We start from the raw sequence: 18,632 nt of genomic DNA on the forward strand, positions 1-18,632 counted from the left end.
AACGGGTATCTACCCGTAAAGGAATTTTCTATGACATCGGTATGGCGTACGAGTGGCTGGGTCCTCCTGGGGGCGTCGTTGATCCTGGCCTTGTCGTTAGGCATTCGCCATGGATTCGGCCTGTTCCTGGCGCCCATGAGCAGCGAGTTCGGCTGGGGCAGGGAAGTCTTCGCGTTCGCGATTGCCCTGCAGAACCTCATCTGGGGTCTGGCGCAACCCTTCACCGGCGCTCTGGCCGACCGCTTCGGCGCGGCAAAGACCGTGGTCGTCGGTGGCGTCCTGTATGCCATTGGCCTGGTGCTGATGGGGTTTTCCGATTCGGCATTGTCGCTGTCCTTCAGCGCCGGCCTGCTGATCGGCATTGGCCTCTCGGGCACCTCATTCTCGGTGATTCTTGGCGTGGTGGGTCGCGCCGTGCCGGTGGAAAAACGCAGCATGGCCATGGGGATCGCCGCAGCCGCCGGCTCTTTCGGCCAGTTCGCCATGCTTCCCGGTACCCTCGGGCTGATCGGCTGGCTCGGCTGGTCGTCCGCACTGCTGGCGCTGGGTCTGCTAGTTGCGCTGATCGTGCCGCTGGTGGGGTTGCTCAAGGACAATCCGCCGCCGCCCCAGGCTCATGAACAAAGCCTTGGCGATGCCCTGCGTGAGGCGGCGGGTCACTCAGGCTTCTGGCTGCTGGCGCTGGGCTTCTTCGTCTGTGGCTTCCAGGTGGTGTTCATCGGCGTGCATCTGCCGGCCTACCTGGTGGATCAGCACCTGCCGGCTGCGGTGGGCACCACGGTGCTGGCGCTGGTGGGGTTGTTCAACGTATTCGGCACCTACATCGCCGGCTGGCTGGGCGGCCGCCATGCCAAGCCCAGGCTGTTGACCGCGCTTTATCTGCTGCGCGGCGTGGTCATCGTCGCCTTTGTCTATTCGCCGCTGACCATCTGGAGTGCCTATGCCTTTGGTATGGCCATGGGGCTGCTGTGGTTGTCCACCGTGCCCCTGACCAACGGCACCGTCGCAACCCTGTTCGGCGTGCGCAATCTGTCCATGCTCGGTGGTATCGTTTTCCTGTTCCACCAGTTGGGCGCCTTCCTCGGCGGCTGGCTGGGGGGCTACCTTTATGACCACACGGGCAGTTACGAACTGGTATGGCAGATTTCCATCTTCCTCAGTCTGCTCGCCGCCGTGCTGAACTGGCCGGTGCGGGAGCAACCGGTGGCGCGCCTGCAGCCCGTCGGGGCCGTATGAGCCAGCGTCTGGGCTGGGCGTTGGGAGCACTGGTGCTGGGGCTGCTGCTGGCCCTTGTATGGTGGGGCTGGCAGCAGGGTGGACTGGCGCTGATGCAGTTGGGATTCAATTGCTAGGCGGGTCGCTTGGCAGTAGCGTAGACAGATCGCCCGATCGTGCCGGAGTCCGCCATGAAAGCTTTGCCCGCCCTGTCTTTGCTACTGCTCGCCTTGTTCGGCGGCCAGGCCATGGCCGCCGAGTGTCCCTCGCTGCTGCAGCATGAATTGCCGCAACTGCGCTCCAAGAACACCCTCGACCTTTGCCAGCGTTTCGCCGGCAAGCCCCTGGTGATCGTCAACACCGCCAGCCATTGCGGATTCACCCCGCAGTTCAAGGGGCTGGAGGCGCTCTACAAGCGCTACAAGGATCAGGGGCTGGAGGTGTTGGGCGTACCCTCGGACGACTTCAAACAGGAAGCCGCCAGCACTGAGGAAACTGCCAAGGTCTGCTACGTGAACTACGGTGTGACGTTCGCCATGACTCAGCCACAGCACGTGACCGGCGACGAGGCGACGCCGCTCTACAAAGAACTGATCGCCCAGTCCGGGCAGACGCCGCGCTGGAATTTCTACAAGTACGTGGTGGACCGCCAAGGCAAGGTAATCGCCCATTTTTCCAGCCTTACCAAGCCGGATGACCCGGATTTGCTGAAGGCCGTGGAGCAGGCGCTGGCCAGTCAACCCTGAATGACAGATAGAAGAAAGCCCGGACTTGTCCGGGCTTTCTTTTTCCTACTGCCTGATCAGAAGCGATAGGTCAGCTGCGCACCCAGGCCATGGGCGCTGTTCTTGTAGGTGGCGCTGTATGAACCCTTGATCGGGCTGGTCTGATCGATCTTGGCGTCGTCTTCCTTCAGGTAGGAGTAGGCCACGTCGACGGTCACATCGTCGTTGGGGCTCCAGGCGGCACCCAGGCTGAAGATCTTGCGATCGTCGGTGGGAATGCGCGGCGAGCGCAGCTCGTTGCGGGTCGGGGACTGGTCGTAGGCCAGGCCGGCGCGCAGGGTCCACTGCGGGTTCAGCTTGTAGGCGGCGCCGACGGCGTAGGACCAGGTGTCGCGCCAGTCCTGTTCTTCAGTGATGGTGCCGAGGGCTGGGCCGAGCAGACCGCCAACGCCCTTGTTTTCCACCTTGATCTCTTCCAGGCGGCTCCAGCGGGTCCAGGTGCTGCCGGCGAAGAGGGTCCAGGTGTCGTTCAGGTCGTGGGTGACGGAGAAGTCGACGGATTCGGGCGTTTCCAGCTCCAGCGAAGCGTCGTACTTGCCAGCGGAGCTGCCCAGGATGGGGCCGCTACCGGAGATGGTGGTGTCACCGCGCAGCTTGTAGTCCACCTTGGAGTGGTAGGTCAGGCCGAAGCGGGTGCTTGCGTTCAGTTCGTAGAGCACGCCGGCGTTGAAGCCCAGTGCGGTGTCGTCGCCCTTGACCTTCACCTTGCCGTCATTGCGGCCAATGGACAGCGGGTTGAGCACGGCGGAAGTCAGTTCGCCGTCGATGCGGTTGATGGTGGGGCCGAAGCCGACGGACAGCTGATCGTTGATGCGGTAGCTGACGGTGGGCTGCAGGGTGATTACGCGTACTTCGCTCTTGTCGCCGTAGTAACGGCCGGCGAAGCCGGTTTCGTAATCGGTGATCAGGCCGAAGGGTACGTACATGCCGAAGCCGATGGCCCATTTGTCATCGATCGGCTTGACGTAGTAACCCATCGGCACGCCCACGGTGGGAACCATGTCGCCATCGTTGCTGCCGCGGAAGGAGCTGCGGGCGTCGTCGATGTCGGTCTTGGCGAAGATCGCGGCGGCGCCGACGCTTACCTGCTCGCGCTTGAGACGGGCCATGCCGGCGGGGTTGCCATAAACGGTGGTGGCGTCATCGGCGGAGGAGGAGCGCCCGGCGAAGGCGGTACCCATGCCGCTGACGCTTTGCTCGTTGAGGGCGAAGCCAGCGGCCAGGCTGTAGCTGGAAGCGGCGCTAATGGCCAGGGCGAGGGCGGTCTTGAGGGCTCTGCTGGTCACGGTGAACTCCTGAACGATCGTGCAAAAGGGCGGCACGCTAACAGGATTCAGGAGGGCTTTCCAGCCTGGAAGAATGTAAGGAAAATCCTTGTAAGATTGTCGAACAAAAGGCAAAACGATGGCATCTTCGCTGATCGTGCAGATTGCCTTGTACGCTCGTTCCTGACTGGTTGGTCAGTGATCAGGCGGCCTGGCTGAGATGGGCAACATGACGCTGCCAGGCATCGATGAAGTCCCGCGGGCTGCCATCGGGCTGGAAGACCTGGCGCCAGATCATGGCCATGCCGACCAGGTCGTCGGCGGCGGGAAGCACCAGGACGCTCGACTCCACCAGCATCCACGCGATGGCGGTGGCGTAGCGCAGGTTGACGGTCAGTTCCAGGTGCGGTGAAGCGAGGAAGGCGTGCTGGCTGGCGAGCCCGCGCACCTGGCTGGCAAGTTCCGGGTCACGGGCCAGGTGCTGGTCCCAGAGCTGCTGGTGGCGCTCATCGCTGATGCAATAGAGGCCGCGTCCCGTGCCGCCGTCCAGTGCCGCGCCGAGGGCGGACTGGCAGGCGGCAGCGCCTAGCAGCAGGCTTTCGGCGGTGGAGGAGGGGCGCTGCAGGTAGAGCAGCGTCGGTCGTATCACATGTTGGCGGAGATCGCAGGCGGCAATTCCCATATGGCCCTCGCGAAAGGTGCCGGCGGGGCCGGGCGCTTTGGCAGCTTCTCATCGTTCTAAGGAAGGCCCCACCGGGAGCGGAGTTAGCCGCTCGATTTGAAGTCTAGTGGGATATTTGTGCTGTAAAGGCCTGTTTTTAAACTGTTTCAGGCTTCTGGTTATTGTCTATATAGCTGCCTGTGATTAAAAAACAGCCAGCAGGGCGAGGCCGCCAAGCCCATCGCCCGCTGGTTTCTCGGTCTTACTCGCCCTTGGCCTGAGGGCGGGCGGGGTTGGTGATCCACTCGCTCCAGGAGCCGGCGTAGAGCCGCGCCAGCGGGTAACCGGCGAGATTCAGGGCGAAAAGGTTGTGGCAGGCGGTGACGCCCGAACCGCAGTAGGCCACCAGCTCGTCCACCGGGCGGTCGCCGATCATCGCGGCGAAACGTTGCTTCAGCGCCTCGGCCGGAAGGAAGCGGCCATCGCTGCCGAGGTTGTCGGTGAAGGCTGCGCATTGGGCGCCGGGGATATGGCCGGCCACCGGGTCGATGGGTTCCACTTCGCCCTTGAAGCGCGGCAGGGCGCGGGCGTCCAACAGAGTGAGGCTGGCATTGCCCAGGCGTTGCTGGAGGCTGTCGGCGTCGATCAGCAGGCTGTCGTCGGGCTGGCCTGCAAAGTTGCCCGGCTGCACGGACGGCTCCACGGCAGTCAGCGACAGACCGGCATCGCGCCAGGCCTTCAGGCCGCCATCCAGCAGGAATACGCCATCGCGCTTGCCCAGCCAGGTCAGCAGCCACCAGGCGCGGGCGGCAAAGGCGCCGGGGCCGTCGTCGTAGAGCACGATGGCGCTGTCGGCATTGACGCCCCAGTCGCGCAGCCTTGCGGCAAGTACCGCAGCGTCTGGCAGCGGATGACGGCCGGTCACACCCTTGCTCACCGGGCCAGAGAGGTCACGCTCCAGGTCAGCGAAGCGGGCCTTGGGAATGTGACTTTCGGTGTAGCTGCGCTGGCCGTAGGCCGGGTCGTCGAGGGAGAAACGGCAGTCAAGGATGACCAGGCCCGGTTCATCCTGGCGGGCACTGAGTTGGGCAGGGCTGATGAGTTGCGCGAGCGACATGGCGGGGTCCTTGTCGTGACCATTGTTGTGGCGAGCATCATAAGGACGCCCGCATGGCCTGTCGCGCGCTATTGGCGGCGGCGCGGAGCCCGCGCCGCCTGTGCGTCAGCGGCAGGCGCTGCGCAGGCGCTGGAAGCCGGCGTCGAGATCGGCGATCAGGTCGTCCGGATGCTCCAGGCCGATGTGCAGGCGCACCAGCGGGCCACTCGCCTTCCAGGTGGTGGCGCTGCGGTGGGCGCTGGGGTTGGTCAGCAGGATCAGGCTTTCGAAACCGCCCCAGCTGAAACCCATGCCAAACAGTTGCATGTTGTCGAGCATGGCGCGGATAGCCTGCTCGGGCATCGCCTTGAGGACCACGCTGAACAGGCCGCACGCGCCGCTGAAGTCGCGCTTCCACAACTCATGTCCAGGGGCGCCGGGCAGTGCGGGGTAGAGGATCTGTTCCACTTCCGGTTGCTCGGCCAGCCACTGGGCGACCTTCTCCGCGTTGCGCTGGTGCCGCTCCAGACGGGTCGAGAGCGTGCGCAGGCCGCGCAGGGCGAGATAGGCATCGTCGGCACTGACTGACAGGCCGAGCTGCTTGTAGAAGCCACGCACCTGCGGGAACAGCGCTTCGGTGGTCATGATTACCCCCATCAGCACATCGGAGTGACCGACGATGTACTTGGTCGCGGCATGGATGGAGATGTCCACGCCGTGCTTGAAGGAGGCGAAATGCACCGGCGTGCCCCAGGTGTTGTCGAGCATCACCAGGGCGCCGTGGGCATGGGCGACTTCGGCGATGCTGGGCACGTCCTGCACTTCGAAGGTGAGCGAACCGGGGGATTCGAGGAACACCACGCGGGTGTTGGGGCGCATCAGTTCGACGATGCCACCGCCGATCAACGGATCGTAGTAGGTGGTCTCGATGCCGAAACGCTTCAGGGTTTCGTCGCAGAAGGCGCGGGTCGGGTCGTAGACCGAGTCGGTCATCAGCAGATGATCGCCAGGCTTGAGCGTGGCCAGCAGGGCCGTGGTCAGGGCGCTCAGGCCGCTGGGGGTGAGCATGGCGCCGTAGGCACCTTCCAGCTCAGCCAGGGCGCTCTCCAGGGAGCGGGTGGTGGGGTTGCCGTGGCGGCCATAGGTATTGAGGGTGCCATTTTGCGCGTGCAGGGCTTCCACGGTGGGGAAGAGCAGCGTGGAGGCGCGATAGACCGGGGTATTCACGGTGCCACCGACGCGGCCCCGTTCGCGGCCTTCATGGGCCAGCAGCGTTTCAACATGCAGCTTGCGGTCGTCCACCTGGGTGTTTCCTCTGAATCCGAATGACGAGATGGGGCGGTGCCTTCCGTTAGGAGAGGCAACTGGCGTGGGGGAAAGATTACCGATGGGCGCGGGGAAATTCTTTGCTTTGATTTGCTGGGAATGGCGGTTTTGTAGAAGAAAAATCTACTTATTAATTATTTTGTAGAAATATTTTTCGGTTATGCGTCGTGATGCGGAAATCATGGGTCGCCGGCCTGCTCCAGGTGACCGAGTGGCAGGGCCGTGGTGTGCTTGATCACTTCCATGGCGAAGCCGGAGCTGACGTCGGACAGGTCGGCAACGCGGATCAGGCGCTTGTACACCGCGTCATAGCCCTTGATGTCGGGCACCACGATCTTCAGCAGGTAGTCCACGTCCCCGGTCATGCGGTAGATCTCGACGATCTCGGGGATGTCGCGGGTGCCTTCGATGAACTGGCGGGTCCAGTCGTCGCTATGGCGGCTGGTGCGGATGGTGACGAATACGGTGACCCCGAGCTTGAGCCGTTCGGCATCGCAAAGCGCCACCTGCTTCTGGATCACGCCGTCCTCGCGCAGCTTCTGCAAGCGCCGCCAGCAGGGCGTGGGAGAGAGGTTCACCGCCTCGGCCAGTTCCGCGAGTGAGATGGAAGCGTCCTGCTGCAGGAGGGCGATGATCTGCAGGTCTTTCTTGTCCATGGGCTGGGTCCGTGCGGATGCGTTTGGTCGGGAGGCTGGCGGGCCAAGTGTGTCGAAACGATGACAATCGGCATCATAAAGTCGCTCGTGCATGAAGTCGCGCGGGTAGAAGATGGGAGAGCTCGATGCCAAGCCTGCAAATACTGAGCGAACGTGCCTCGTTGGTCCGCCGTCTTGGCGTGATCCTGGGGACTTTGTCGGTGGTTTTCTACTACTGCTGCCTGGTGCTGGTGCGCGGTCTGCTGGGGCGTCTCGACCGCGCCTGCGTGGACCGCTATACCCGCGCCATGTCACGCCTGCTGCTGCGTCTGGTACGCATGGACCTGTCGGTGCACGGGGCGATTCCCGACTTCAACGATGGTCGCCGCTACCTGATTCTCTGCAGCCACTCCAGCCACTACGACATTCCGGCCAGCTTCGTCGCCCTGCCGGGGTCGATCCGCATGCTGGCGAAGAAAGAGCTGTTCCGCATCCCCTTTCTCGGCCCGGCCATGCGCGCAGCGGAGTTTCCCTCCATTGACCGGCACAACCGCCGCCAGGCCCTGGCTGACCTCGACACCGCCCGGCGCATGATGGAGAGCGGCATCGTCCTCTGGGCCGCGCCCGAGGGCACGCGCTCCGCTGATGGTCGCCTGTTGAAGTTCAAGAAGGGCTGCTTCCACCTGGCACTGGATACCGACGCGGTGATCATCCCCGTGTCCATCCGCGGCATCCACCGCGTGCTGCCGGCGCGTACCTTCCGCCTGAACTTGGGGCAGAAGGTGGAAGTTCACGTCGGTTCGCCCATCGATGCCAGCCAGTACGGCCCGGAGCGGCTCGGTGAGCTGATGGCCGAGACTCGCGAGCGGATGGAGGGGTTGCTGGGGCAGCCGCCCGGTGACGCCACGAATCCTGTCGGCGTGACTTCCGAACTGCCGCCGGCGCGAACCTTGTAGGAGCTGGCTTGCCAGCGAAACGGGGCCATTTGCTGGCAAGCCAGCTCCTACGGGCAATGCAGCTGCTTGCAACATGTAACGCAGGCATAGCCATTTCATTCGCCGGGCAGGGCAAAGGCTCGCCCCGGTGATCAACGAATCTTCAATTTCCCGATCCGGTCATTGTCCAGGCTGCCCAGGTAGAGGTAGTCCCCCACCGGCTTGACCGAGGTCACCATGCGCAGGTGGGTGCCGCTGGTGTCGTGCAGGCTGTGGACGATCTCGCCGTTCTCGTTCAGTTGCAGCACCAGGCCGTAGGGCACCGGCTTGGGCCAGAACATGCGCGGCAGCTTGGCGATCTGCGCCTTCAGCCAGGGCTGGGTGTGCAGGAAGTCGGCATCGGCCTTGCGCGGGGAGGGCAGTGCGACCCAGAAGGTGCCTTGGTGGTCACCCTGCAGGTTGTCCGGCAGGCCCGGCAGGTTGTCGATGAACACATCGTGGGTGCCGGCCTTCTCGCCGCTCAGCCAGTAGCGGGTGATGCGGTAGCGGTAGGTTTCGTTGACCAGCACGAAATCCTCGTTGGCCGACAGCGCCACGCCGTTGGCGAAGTAGAGGTCCTTGAGCAGCACGTCGGTCTTGCCGGTGGCCGGGTCGAAGCGCATCAGGCGGCCATGGGGGCGGGCTTCCAGCAGGTCCAGCAAGTAGTCCGGCTGCTGGAACTTGCTCGAGGCGTCGGTGAAGTAGATGCGGCCGTCCTGGGCGATGTCCAGGTCGTCGGTAAAGCGGAAGGGCACGCCCTCGGCCTCGCTGGCGAGCACCGTGATCTTTCCTTGCGGGTCGATGCGCAGCAGGCCCTTGTAGGCATCGCCGACGATCAGGTTGCCGGCGGCGTCGAAGTCCATCCCCAGCGGCCGTCCGCCGGTGTCGGCGAAGGTCTCGACCTGGCCGTTCTCGGCGATGCGCACAATGCGTCCGTCATGCAGGCCGGCATAGAGGCGGCCCTGGCCGTCGACGGCAGTGTCTTCCGGGCCATGCACCTGGCCCTGGGCGACCAGCTCGGCCTTCATCAGGGTGTCGTTGGGCTCCAGCACACCGGTCATGTCCGGCGCCTTGGGTGCATCCCAGGCCAGCGGGTCGATGGGAGACGGCGTGATGGCGAGATAGACCGTCAGCGCGACGATCAGCAGGGCGAATATGCCCAGCAGCTTCTTCATCTTCTTGTATCCATTCAGGTGAGGGGGTGGCCGGAGCCTTGTTCTTCTTCGCGCGGGCTTTTTAGCAGTCGTCCGCCCCCGGCGCCAGGGCTGAATGTTGCGGCATTAGACAGGCCGCAGTTGACAGGCGCCGGGTGGCTTTCGCAGTATCGGTGCCTTCGCTGCATTCAACCGAGCTTTCAATGCCCGCCATCGCCTCCAACGCCGTTCTTGCCCTGGACCTCCCGGCCCAGGCGTCGGCTATTGGCGTTGCCGCGGACAAATCGAAGAAACAGTCGCTCATTTGACCGGGGCGCGCTGTCCCGTCAGATGGGCTGACAGGACAGTAGGCGCGAAGTAGGTCGATCCTTCCTCGAATCTCCCTCCCTGCATCCCTCCGACGGTGACTCTGACGGTCAACCAAAGGAGATCTGCAATGCCTGTGTTTTCTGGAATCTGGGTTGCCCTGGTAACCCCCTTCAATGAAGGCGCCATCGACTTTCCCGCCCTGCGCCGCCTGGCCCGGCACCTGCTGGACGCCGGCGTTTCCGGCCTGGTCGCCTGCGGCACCACGGGGGAGGCGGCGGCCCTGTCCAAGGATGAGCAACTGGCGGTGCTCGACGCGCTGCTCGACGAGGTGCCCGGCGACCAACTGGTGATGGGCGTGGCAGGCAACAACCTGACGGAGGTGCTGGCCTTCCAGCGCGAGGTGCAGCGCCGCCCCATCGCCGGCGTGCTGGTGCCGGCGCCTTACTACATCCGTCCGTCCCAGGACGGTCTGCTGGCCTGGTTCGGTGCCATTGCCGATGCCTCGACGGTGCCGGTGATCCTCTATGACATTCCCTATCGCACCGGCGTGCGCCTGGAGCTGGACACCCTTCGCCAGTTGGCCCGGCACCCGCGCGTGGTGGCCATCAAGGACTGCGGCGGCAATCCGGAAACCACCCTGGCGTTGATCGCTGACGGCGAGCTGGACGTGCTGACGGGGGAGGACGGGCAGATATTCAACACCCTGTGCATGGGCGGTCGTGGAGCGATTGCCGCTTCGGCTCACATCCACCCGCAGGAGTTCGTGCGCATGGCCGATTGCATCGCCAACGGTGAACTTGCTGCCGCCAGAGTGATCTTCCAGAAACTGCAGCCGCTGATTCGCCTGGCCTTCGCCGAGCCCAATCCGGCCCCGGTGAAAAGCCTGCTGGCCATGCAAGGGCTCATCGTGGATGAGCTGCGCCTGCCCATGCAGCGCAGTTCCGCAACGCTGCTGCAGCGCCTGCGCGCCGAGCTGGCCTAGGCGCCGGCCCGCCTCACGCGAATCAGCCGCGACGGGGCGGGAGCGATGCAAGGCGCGAAGCGAGGACCCGGCGCGATATATACTGCGCGCCACTGATTCTAGGAGAGCCCTGTGGCCATCGACATTATCTGGATTCGCGACGACGCTTCGCTGGCCAAACACTGCGCCGAGTGGCGGCGCCTGCCCTTCGTGGCCCTGGACACCGAGTTCATGCGGGTCGACACCTTCTACCCCAAGGCCGGCCTGGTACAGGTCGGTGACAGTGAGCGGGCATTCCTCATCGATCCGCTGCTGATCGGCGACTGGTCGCCCTTCGCCGAACTGCTGGAAGACCACGCCGTGCTCAAGGTCCTGCATGCCTGCAGCGAGGACCTGGAAGTCTTCATGCGCCTGACTGGCGCCTTGCCACAGCCGCTGCTGGATACCCAGCTGGCCGCCGGTTATCTCGGCATCGGCTATTCCATGGGCTATTCGCGCCTGGTGCAGGCGGTGCTCGGCATTGAGCTGCCCAAGGACGAAACCCGTTCCGACTGGCTGCAGCGCCCGCTCACCGAGATGCAGGTGCGTTACGCCGCCGAAGACGTGCAGCACCTGGCCGAGCTCTACGCCGCCCTGGAGCCACGCCTGACCGACCCGAAACGTGCCTGGGTGCTGGAAGATGGCGCCGAGCTGGTGGCCAACCTGCGCCGCGAAGTCATTCCGGAAGAGCTCTACCGCGAGGCCAAGTTGGGCTGGAAACTCACTCGCGCCCAGCTCGCCGTGCTGCGCGAACTCTGCGCCTGGCGCGAGACCGAAGCGCGCCTGCGTGACCAGCCGCGCAACCGCATCCTGCGTGAGCACAGCCTCTGGCCCCTGGCGCGCTTCCAGCCGGACAACCTCGTGGCCCTGGCGCGAATCGACGACATGCACCCGCGGACCGTGCGCCAGGACGGCAATACCTTGCTTAAATTGATTCGCGAGGCCGCCGAAACGCCGCCTGAGCAGTGGCCCGAGAAGCTGCCCGAGCCGCTGCCGCCCGAAGCCTCGCCGCTGCTGAAACAGCTGCGCGCCGTTGGCCAGGCCGAAGCCGAGCGCCTGGGCATGGCCCCGGAACTGATGCTGCGCAAGAAGCATCTGGAGGCCCTGCTCAAGACCGGCTTCCCCGACGGCCCCTACAGCCTGCCCGAGGGCCTGCGTGGCTGGCGCCGCGAGCTGATGGGCCAGGCCCTGCTGGACACCCTGGCCACGGCCGGCCAATGAACCCTTTCGCCGTGCCGCCTGGCACGGCTCGCCCCACGAGCCTGACCATGAAACGTATCTGCTCCATCTACAAAAGTCCGCGCAAGAACGAGATGTACCTCTATGTCGACAAGCGCGAGGCCCTGAGCCGCGTGCCCGAAGGCCTGCTCAGCGCCTTTGGCGCCCCGCAGCACACCTTCGATCTGGTGCTTAGCTCCGAGCGCCAACTGGCCCGTGAAGACATCGGCAAGGTGCTGGAGAACATCGAGAAGCAGGGCTATCACCTGCAGATGCCGCCGGCCCAGGATGAGTACATCGAGCACCTGCCGGAAGAGCTGTTGCGGATGAACGATCCCCTCTGATGAAAATCCTCATCGCCGAAGAAGAGTTCGCGCTTTACGCCGATCTGCTGCGCACCGAAACCGGTCTGCAGTTGCATGGCGGCAGCGAGGCCGAGCGCCTGCTGGAGGCCGCGCGGGAATGCCCGGTCTGGCTGGGCCAGCCCGACCTGCTGGCGCAACTGTTGCGCCAGGGCCGCAAACCGGAGTGGATGCAGTCCACCTGGGCGGGCATCACGCCGCTGCTGGCGGCCGACCTGCCCAACGACTACCAACTGACCCGCGCCGTCGGCATCTTCGGCCAGGTCATGGCCGAGTACGTACTCACCTACCTGCTGGCACACCAGCGGCAAACCCTCTCGCGGGTTGCTGCCCAGGCCGAGAAGCGCTGGGATAACCGCCTGCCGAGCAGTCTGGTGGGTAAGCGGGTGTTGATCGTCGGCAGTGGTGATATCGGCCAGAGCGTGGCGGGCTTCCTCGAACCCTTCGGCGTCGAACTTCACGGCATCGCCCGCGAGCCCCGTCAACTGGAGCCCTTCGAGCGGGTCTTCGGCATGGAGTCGCTGGTGGAGCAGGTGGGGTGGGCCGACTGCGTGGTGAATCTGCTGCCCGACACGCCGGCCACCCGCGATATCTACGATGCCGCGATTTTTGAACGCATGCGCCCGACCGCGCTGTTCATCAACGCCGGTCGCGGCGTGGCAGTGGTGGACCATGACCTGGTGGCGGCGCTGCAGGCCGGGCAACTGGCCGGTGCCGTGATCGATGTCTGCCGTGAAGAACCGCTGCCCGCCTGGCACCCGTTCTGGACCGCCCCCAACCTGCTGGTCACGGGCCACAGCTCGGCGCCAACGCTGCCCAGCGCCATGGCGCGGCTGTTCGTCGATAACCTGGGGCGCTACCGCGCCGGGGAACCGCTCAGGGGGCAAGTCAGCTTCGAGCGCGGCTACTGAGTTCGCCGCGCTGTAACCAATGGTCAGCTATGCTTGGCCGACACCCTGGACCCGACTAGACTACGCGCCCCCGAAATAACCCCCCGTACGCCATGGCCGCCAAAGTCGAACCCTTCTGGAAGCGCAAGACCCTCGATCAGCTCGATCAGGAGGAATGGGAGTCCCTCTGCGATGGCTGCGGACTTTGTTGCCTGCAGAAGCTGGAGGACGAGGACGACGGCAGCGTCTATTACACGCGCATCGCCTGCAAGCTGCTGGATCTGAAAACCTGCCGCTGCACCGACTACGCCAATCGCCGCCAGTTCGTTGCCGACTGCATCCAGCTCACCCCGGCCCAGGCCGATCAGTTCAGCTGGTTGCCGCCCACCTGCGGCTACCGCCTGGTGGCCGAGGGCAAGGACCTGCCGCCCTGGCACCACCTGGTCTGCAATGACCCCGAGGCGGTGCACAAGGCCGGCATCTCCCAATCCGGACGCATGCTCAGTGAAAACAGCGTGGCCGAGGATGATTGGGAGGACTATCTGATTTTTCGCGCAGGCTAGCAGGCAGTTGAAAAACTACCTGCGTTGCCGATGCGTCGTTAAAAACCGACTCAAATTGCTCATTTACAACACGTAAACTCCGCATTTTCGTCGTTTTTTTCCTCGCCTCGGCTGCCTCGCTCACGTTTTTCAATGAGCTGCTTTGGCCGGTCACGGATCAAACCACTGCCGTTCGAGTCTCAGGGACTGACTGTCACACCCACCAAGGAAACCATCCTCGATGTCCGCCCGTTCCCAGCTCCTGCTGTCCGCCGTCCTGTTGACCCTCAGCGCCCCGCTGTGGGCAGCGAAGCAGGTCGATCTCGACTATCAGGTGCGCTTTCTGCCCGAAAGCGACCAGGCCGAAGTCAGTCTGGTACTGGAGAAGGGCGACAGCGTGCGCAGCCTGCGTTTCGACCTGGGCGACAAGGGCTACTACAGCGACTTCAAGGCCAGCGGCAGCTGGACTCAGGATGACCCGCAACACGGCACCTGGGTGCCCGGCGACGGCCAGACCAGCCTGAGCTACAAGGTGCGTGTCAGCCACCCGCGTGGCGATGGTCGTTTCGATGCCCGCATGACCCCCGATTGGGCATTGCTGCGGGGCGATGACCTGGTGCCGGCGGCGCGCCTGGACATGGTGGATGGCATCGAGCTGGTGGCGCGCCTGCAGATCGATATGCCCAAGGGGTGGAAGTCGGTGGAAACCGGCTGGCCACGCGTCGGCAAGAACCGCTTCCGCATCGACAACCCCGAGCGCATGTTCGACCGTCCAACCGGCTGGATCCTGGCCGGCAAGCTGGGCAGTCGCCGTGCCACCCTGGGGGCTACCGACGTCACGGTCAGTGCGCCGGTGGGCGAGGGCATGCGGCGCATGGACATCCTCACCTTGCTGACCTTCGTCTGGCCTCATGCCCAGGAAGTCTTCCCCCGCGAGCCGGGCAAGCTGCTGATCGTCGGGGCCAACGACCCCATGTGGCGAGGCGGCCTGTCTGCTCCCAACTCCTATTTCATGCACTCGGCGCGACCACTAGTGAGCGAAAACGGCACCAGTTCCCTGGTGCATGAGCTGGTGCATGTACTCAGCCGGATCAGCGATACCGACAAGAGCGACTGGATCAGCGAAGGGGTGGCCGAGTACTACGCCATCGAGCTGCTGCGCCGTGCCGGTGGCCTGAGCGACGATCGTTACGAGGCCATTCGCAAGCAACTGCGCCAGTGGAGCAAGAAGGTCGACAGCCTGCGCGGCGAACACGCCAGCGGCCCGGTCACCGCACGCGCCGTGCTGCTGCTGCAGGACCTGGACAAGGAAATCCGCCTGCGCACTGACGGCCTGCGCTCCATGGACGACGTCGCCCGCGGCCTGATGCGCCTGGACAAGGCCAGCACCCAGGACTTCATCGAAATCACCGAAAACATCATGGGCGGCGCGTCGGACGTGCTCGATACCAAGCTGTTGCGTTGATGCCTCGTCCACCACGACTACCCATCCTACGAACTGGCCGGCGCTTTTGCCTGTAGGGGCGAATTTCCCACTGTCGGCCTACATCTCCCCCCGCCGCCCGCTCAGCAGTTCCAGCATGGCTGCCGCCGTCGGCTCGGACGATGCCGGGTTCTGCCCGGTGATCAGGTTGCCGTCGGTGACCACATGGGGCTGCCAGTCCGCCACTTTGGAGTAATGGCCACCGTTCTCCTTGAGCGCATCTTCCAGCAGGAAGGGCACCACGTCGGCCAGGCCCACAGCGGTTTCCTCGGAGTTGGAAAAGCCGGTCACTGCATTGCCCTGCACCAGAGGTGCACCGTCCGGCGCCTTGGCGTTAAGCAGCACGGCTGGTGCGTGGCACACGGCGCCCACCGGCTTGCCGGCGGCGTAGAAGCTTTCGATCAGCACGATGGAGTGCAGGTCGTCCACCAGGTCCCACATCGGGCCGTGGCCACCGGGGTAGAAGAGGGCGTCGTAGTCCCCCGGCGCCAGCCCGGCCAGCAAATGGGTGTTGGCCAGTGCACGGCGCGCCTCGTCATCCTCGCGGAAACGGTGCGTTGCCTCGGTCTGGGCGTCCGGGTCGTCGCTCTTCGGGTCCAGCGGCGGCTGGCCGCCCCTGGGCGAGGCCAGCACCACCTCGGCGCCGGCATCGCGAAAGGCGAAATAAGGCGCGGCGAACTCCTCCAGCCAGAAACCGGTCTTCTTGCCGGTGTTGCCCAACTGGTCGTGGGAGGTCAGTACCATCAGGATCTTCATCGTGATCTCCTTGCGGACTCGGTGACGAACGGCCCGGCGGGCTATTCCTCGCGCTTCAACAGGTTGCCGATGTCGGCGAACGCCTTGTAGGTGGTGCGCGGACTCTGCCGCGCGCCGGGTTCTTCCTCGCTGTGCCACTGCTGGTCGATGTAGCGGGCGTGCTCGTTGTCATGACAGTAGAGGCAGAGCAGCTCCCAGTTCGAACCGTCCGGCGGGTTGTTGTCATGATTGTGATCGCGGTGATGCACCGTAAGTTCGGACAGGCGCTTGCCGCTGAACTCGCGTCCACAGCGGCCACATACCCAGGGAAACAGCTTCAGTGCCTGTTCCCGGTAGCTGTGTTCGCGTCGCTTGCGTTCGTCGGCGAGCAGTTTGTCCAGCTTGCTTGTGGGCGGTGCTGATCGCTCTGTGCCCATTGGTTGCGCTCCCGAGTCTGGATCTGTGAAAAGTCTAGTCCGGGCATGCCGGATCGCGGGTATCCCGTCGCACGGGGCGTCGCGCCGGCCGTCGGGGTTTAGACTCAGACAAGGTATGAACCGGAGGCAGCCCATGAAGCTTTCGCACAGGTCGTTGCTGCTGGCGCTGGCCCTGATCGCCGGCAGCGCGGCCGCGCAGAATCCACCGCTGCTGCGTGCGCCCTTGCAGGCGCCGGCCGGATCGCCCGGCACCGTCAATCCGCAGCCCTACCCGCAAGTGACGCCGCGTGCGATCACCAGCCCGGCGCCGCAGAGCGGCAGCCCGCAGATGATGAAGCGGCCAGACCAGGAGCAACGCCTGCGCCAGTCCCTGGAGCAGCGCGACCAGCCGATCCCGGTGCTGGAGCAGCAACTGGAGCGCAACACCAAGGGACTCGGGACCGGCACCGGCAATCCCTGATCGTTACTGGGGCAGCCCCAGCACCTTGAGCAGGAAGGCGTACTCCAGCGCCACGTCGCGTAGCGCCTGGTAGCGGCCGCTCATGCCGCCATGGCCGGCGCCGAGGTCGGTCTTGAGCAGCAGCGGGTTGTTGTCGGTCTTCGTTGCGCGCAAGCGGGCCACCCATTTGGCGGCTTCCCAGTACTGCACGCGGCTGTCGTTGTAGCCGGCCACCACCAGCATCGCCGGGTAGGCCTGTGCGCTCACGTTCTCGTAGGGCGCGTAGCCCTTGATCCGCGCGAACACCTCAGGCTCGTTCGGGTCGCCCCATTCGTCGTACTCGGTCACAGTCAGCGGCAGGTCGGGGTTCTGCATGGTGTTCAGCACATCCACGAACGGCACTTCGGCGATGGCCGCGGCGAACAGCTCCGGGCGCAGGTTCAGCACCGCCCCAATCAGCAGGCCCCCGGCGCTGCCGCCACTGATGGCCAGTTGCGCGGAGGTGGTGTAGCCCTCTGCGATCAGGTGCTCGGCGCAGGCGATGAAGTCGCCGAAGCTGTTGGCCTTGTGCTCCAGCTTGCCGGCGCGGTACCAGGCCTCACCCAGCTCGCCGCCGCCGCGCACGTGGGCGATGGCGAAGACGAACCCGCGCTCCAGCAGGCTCAGCCGTGCATGGGAGAACCAGGGGTCGAGGCTCTCGCCATAAGCGCCGTAGCCATAGAGGTAGAGCGGGGCGGGCTTGCCCAGCGTGTCGCGGTGCGCCACCAGGCTGATGGGGATGCGCGTACCGTCCGCCGCCGTCGCCCAGAGACGGCGGCTGACAAAGGCGTCCGCATCGAAGGGGCCTTCCACCGGCGTTTCCTTGAGCACCTTCTGCGCGCCTGTGGCCAGCTCCAGTTGGCGCACCTGCGCCGGCCGGTTGAGGGCCTCGTAGCGCAGGCGGACCACCGGGCTGTCGAACTCCAGGCTGTCCTGCACGTAAAGGCTGTAGGCCGCATCCGGCAACTGGAGCGGGTAGGGCGCCGCACCTTGCGGGTGCACCTGGATGATCGGCAGGCCCCCTTCGCGCAGGCTCAGGACGAAGCCGCCGGCATTCAGGCTGACGCCTTCCAGCATGCGCGTCTCGTCATGGGGGATCAGCGTCTGCCAGCGGTCGCGAACGGGTACCGCTTCGGTGCTCTGGTAGAGCGCGAAGTTGATGCCGCTCTGGTTGCTGCGGATCAACCAGGCCCACTGGCCGTCCAGCTTGCCGTGGTCGATGTAGTACTCGTGCTCTTCTTCGCGCTCGGCCACGCAGGCCCAGGTACCTTCAGGGGTGTCGGCATCCAGCACCCAGGCTTCGCTGGTGGTCTTGCTGTTGAGCAGGAGGATCAGCTGGCGCTCGGAGCTGGCGCGGTAGCAATGCAGGAAAAAGCGTCCGTCGCCTTCCTCGAATACCAGTGCCGCGCCGGGCTCGCCCAGGCGGGTGCGGTACAGGCGGTGCGGGCGATGGGTGTCGTCCAGTTCACCAAAGAACAGCGTGGCGCTGTCGTTGGCCCAGGTCATGCTGCCGTCGCAGTGCTCGAAGGGCAGGGCGGTGATTTCTCCCGTCGCCAGTTCCTTGACGAACAGCTGGTAGATCTCGTCGCCGCTGGTATCCAGGCTGTAGGCCAGGCGTGCGTGGTCCGGGCTGATGCTGAAGGCGCCAATGGACAGGAAGCCGCCAGCGGCCAGCTCGTTCGGGTCCAGCAGCAGTTCTTCGCCGGCGTCGTCCAGGGTCAGGGAGCCGTCGGTCGGGCGCGGGCAGCGGTAGTGGCGCGGGTACTCGTCACCGGCAGTGGTGCGCTGGTAGTAGAGCCAGGGGCCCCAGGGCACCGGCAGGGACAGGTCGGTTTCGCGGATGCGGCCCTTGATCTCCTGGAACAGCGTCTCGCGCAGCGCTTTCTGATCGGCCAGCACGGTTTCCAGCCAGGCGTTCTCCGCCTCGAGGTGGGCGAGCACGTCGGGCGCATCGCGCTCCTCCAGCCAGCGGTAGGGGTCGTCACCGGGTTCGATGCGGGCGATGGGGGCTTGGGACATGGGTACTCTCGAAGGCAGGCGGGGCGGCGACGGCAGGAGCGCCGGAAC

General features: G+C 65.0%; 19 protein-coding genes. 10 read left to right on the plus strand and 9 right to left on the minus strand.

What is annotated here, in order from left to right; all coding sequences use genetic code 11:
• The first annotated feature begins 30 nt into the window (after positions 1-30).
• Entirely contained in the window at positions 31-1,236 is a 1,206-nt protein-coding gene (locus G559_RS0114870; RefSeq protein ID WP_028628988.1) for an MFS transporter, read from the plus strand.
• 170 nt (positions 1,237-1,406) lie between these two features.
• The gene (locus G559_RS0114880; protein ID WP_028628989.1) at positions 1,407-1,961 is read left to right on the plus strand and encodes a glutathione peroxidase; all 555 of its coding nucleotides are present in this window, start codon (positions 1,407-1,409) and stop codon (positions 1,959-1,961) included.
• Between the two features lie 56 nt (positions 1,962-2,017).
• Here the strand turns inward: G559_RS0114880 and G559_RS0114885 are convergent, their stop codons facing one another.
• The 5 genes from G559_RS0114885 to G559_RS0114905 form a co-directional block, all read right to left on the minus strand.
• A complete protein-coding gene (locus G559_RS0114885; RefSeq protein WP_028628990.1) occupies positions 2,018-3,286 on the minus strand; it encodes an OmpP1/FadL family transporter in 1,269 nt (422 codons plus the stop codon).
• 181 nt (positions 3,287-3,467) lie between these two features.
• On the minus strand, positions 3,468-3,947 hold the full coding sequence (locus G559_RS0114890) for a hypothetical protein (RefSeq protein WP_028628991.1): 480 nt from the start codon (positions 3,945-3,947) through the stop codon (positions 3,468-3,470).
• Between the two features lie 241 nt (positions 3,948-4,188).
• Complete coding sequence (locus G559_RS0114895; protein WP_028628992.1) at positions 4,189-5,043, minus strand: sulfurtransferase; 855 nt, start codon at positions 5,041-5,043, stop codon at positions 4,189-4,191.
• Positions 5,044-5,148: 105 nt separating this feature from the next.
• Positions 5,149-6,324 carry a cystathionine beta-lyase gene (gene metC, locus G559_RS0114900; protein WP_028628993.1) on the minus strand — a complete coding sequence of 392 codons (1,176 nt, stop codon included), beginning with the start codon at positions 6,322-6,324 and terminating at the stop codon, positions 5,149-5,151.
• 203 nt (positions 6,325-6,527) lie between these two features.
• The gene (locus tag G559_RS0114905; protein WP_028628994.1) at positions 6,528-7,004 is read right to left on the minus strand and encodes an Lrp/AsnC family transcriptional regulator; all 477 of its coding nucleotides are present in this window, start codon (positions 7,002-7,004) and stop codon (positions 6,528-6,530) included.
• Positions 7,005-7,129: 125 nt separating this feature from the next.
• On the opposite strand from G559_RS0114905, the gene G559_RS29010 reads away from it, so the two are divergent.
• Entirely contained in the window at positions 7,130-7,939 is an 810-nt protein-coding gene (locus tag G559_RS29010) for a lysophospholipid acyltransferase family protein (RefSeq protein ID WP_051246682.1), read from the plus strand.
• Between the two features lie 131 nt (positions 7,940-8,070).
• On the opposite strand, the gene G559_RS0114915 is transcribed toward G559_RS29010, so the two are convergent.
• Positions 8,071-9,132 (minus strand): SMP-30/gluconolactonase/LRE family protein, encoded by a 1,062-nt coding sequence (locus tag G559_RS0114915; protein ID WP_028628995.1) that lies wholly within the window; start codon positions 9,130-9,132, stop codon positions 8,071-8,073.
• A gap of 415 nt (positions 9,133-9,547) precedes the next feature.
• Between G559_RS0114915 and dapA the strand changes: the two genes are divergently transcribed.
• The 6 genes from dapA (at position 9,548) to G559_RS0114950 (ending at position 14,897) form a co-directional block, all read left to right on the plus strand.
• Positions 9,548-10,402, plus strand: coding sequence for a 4-hydroxy-tetrahydrodipicolinate synthase (dapA, locus tag G559_RS0114925; RefSeq protein ID WP_028628996.1), 855 nt, complete (start codon positions 9,548-9,550; stop codon positions 10,400-10,402).
• 111 nt (positions 10,403-10,513) lie between these two features.
• A complete protein-coding gene (gene rnd, locus G559_RS0114930) occupies positions 10,514-11,641 on the plus strand; it encodes a ribonuclease D (protein WP_028628997.1) in 1,128 nt (375 codons plus the stop codon).
• Between the two features lie 47 nt (positions 11,642-11,688).
• Positions 11,689-11,982: a YcgL domain-containing protein gene (locus G559_RS0114935; RefSeq protein ID WP_028628998.1), complete on the plus strand. Its 294-nt coding sequence runs from the start codon at positions 11,689-11,691 to the stop codon at positions 11,980-11,982.
• Complete coding sequence (locus G559_RS0114940; RefSeq protein WP_028628999.1) at positions 11,982-12,911, plus strand: D-2-hydroxyacid dehydrogenase; 930 nt, start codon at positions 11,982-11,984, stop codon at positions 12,909-12,911. Before G559_RS0114935 ends, G559_RS0114940 begins: the two co-directional genes overlap by 1 nt.
• 92 nt (positions 12,912-13,003) lie before the next feature.
• Positions 13,004-13,453, plus strand: a complete 450-nt coding sequence (locus G559_RS0114945) for a YcgN family cysteine cluster protein (RefSeq protein ID WP_028629000.1) — start codon at positions 13,004-13,006, stop codon at positions 13,451-13,453.
• A 220-nt stretch (positions 13,454-13,673) separates the two neighbouring features.
• Positions 13,674-14,897, plus strand: coding sequence for a hypothetical protein (locus tag G559_RS0114950; protein WP_028629001.1), 1,224 nt, complete (start codon positions 13,674-13,676; stop codon positions 14,895-14,897).
• Positions 14,898-14,975: 78 nt separating this feature from the next.
• On the opposite strand, the gene G559_RS0114955 is transcribed toward G559_RS0114950, so the two are convergent.
• On the minus strand, positions 14,976-15,671 hold the full coding sequence (locus G559_RS0114955; RefSeq protein ID WP_028629002.1) for a type 1 glutamine amidotransferase domain-containing protein: 696 nt from the start codon (positions 15,669-15,671) through the stop codon (positions 14,976-14,978).
• A 41-nt stretch (positions 15,672-15,712) separates the two neighbouring features.
• On the minus strand, positions 15,713-16,087 hold the full coding sequence (locus G559_RS0114960) for a YajD family HNH nuclease (protein ID WP_081668088.1): 375 nt from the start codon (positions 16,085-16,087) through the stop codon (positions 15,713-15,715).
• Positions 16,088-16,220: 133 nt separating this feature from the next.
• Here G559_RS0114960 and G559_RS0114965 point away from each other — a divergent pair, with 133 nt between their 5' ends.
• Complete coding sequence (locus G559_RS0114965) at positions 16,221-16,547, plus strand: hypothetical protein (RefSeq protein ID WP_028629004.1); 327 nt, start codon at positions 16,221-16,223, stop codon at positions 16,545-16,547.
• 3 nt (positions 16,548-16,550) lie between these two features.
• On the opposite strand, the gene G559_RS0114970 is transcribed toward G559_RS0114965, so the two are convergent.
• Complete coding sequence (locus G559_RS0114970) at positions 16,551-18,584, minus strand: S9 family peptidase (protein WP_028629005.1); 2,034 nt, start codon at positions 18,582-18,584, stop codon at positions 16,551-16,553.
• Between the last annotated feature and the right edge of the window lie 48 nt (positions 18,585-18,632).

The organism is Metapseudomonas resinovorans DSM 21078, from assembly GCF_000423545.1.
Lineage (GTDB): Bacteria > Pseudomonadota > Gammaproteobacteria > Pseudomonadales > Pseudomonadaceae > Metapseudomonas > Metapseudomonas resinovorans.

Coding starts and splice junctions, on each gene's coding strand:
- G559_RS0114880 (WP_028628989.1), top strand. CDS start 1,407: ATGAAAGCTTTGCCCGCCCTGTCTTTGCTACTGCTCGCCTTGTTCGGC.
- dapA (WP_028628996.1), top strand. CDS start 9,548: ATGCCTGTGTTTTCTGGAATCTGGGTTGCCCTGGTAACCCCCTTCAAT.
- G559_RS0114970 (WP_028629005.1), bottom strand. CDS start 18,584: ATGTCCCAAGCCCCCATCGCCCGCATCGAACCCGGTGACGACCCCTAC.
- G559_RS0114905 (WP_028628994.1), bottom strand. CDS start 7,004: ATGGACAAGAAAGACCTGCAGATCATCGCCCTCCTGCAGCAGGACGCT.
- G559_RS0114950 (WP_028629001.1), top strand. CDS start 13,674: ATGTCCGCCCGTTCCCAGCTCCTGCTGTCCGCCGTCCTGTTGACCCTC.
- G559_RS0114895 (WP_028628992.1), bottom strand. CDS start 5,043: ATGTCGCTCGCGCAACTCATCAGCCCTGCCCAACTCAGTGCCCGCCAG.
- G559_RS29010 (WP_051246682.1), top strand. CDS start 7,130: ATGCCAAGCCTGCAAATACTGAGCGAACGTGCCTCGTTGGTCCGCCGT.
- G559_RS0114870 (WP_028628988.1), top strand. CDS start 31: ATGACATCGGTATGGCGTACGAGTGGCTGGGTCCTCCTGGGGGCGTCG.
- G559_RS0114940 (WP_028628999.1), top strand. CDS start 11,982: ATGAAAATCCTCATCGCCGAAGAAGAGTTCGCGCTTTACGCCGATCTG.
- G559_RS0114915 (WP_028628995.1), bottom strand. CDS start 9,132: ATGAAGAAGCTGCTGGGCATATTCGCCCTGCTGATCGTCGCGCTGACG.
- G559_RS0114955 (WP_028629002.1), bottom strand. CDS start 15,671: ATGAAGATCCTGATGGTACTGACCTCCCACGACCAGTTGGGCAACACC.
- G559_RS0114890 (WP_028628991.1), bottom strand. CDS start 3,947: ATGGGAATTGCCGCCTGCGATCTCCGCCAACATGTGATACGACCGACG.
- G559_RS0114935 (WP_028628998.1), top strand. CDS start 11,689: ATGAAACGTATCTGCTCCATCTACAAAAGTCCGCGCAAGAACGAGATG.
- G559_RS0114960 (WP_081668088.1), bottom strand. CDS start 16,087: ATGGGCACAGAGCGATCAGCACCGCCCACAAGCAAGCTGGACAAACTG.
- G559_RS0114945 (WP_028629000.1), top strand. CDS start 13,004: ATGGCCGCCAAAGTCGAACCCTTCTGGAAGCGCAAGACCCTCGATCAG.
- G559_RS0114965 (WP_028629004.1), top strand. CDS start 16,221: ATGAAGCTTTCGCACAGGTCGTTGCTGCTGGCGCTGGCCCTGATCGCC.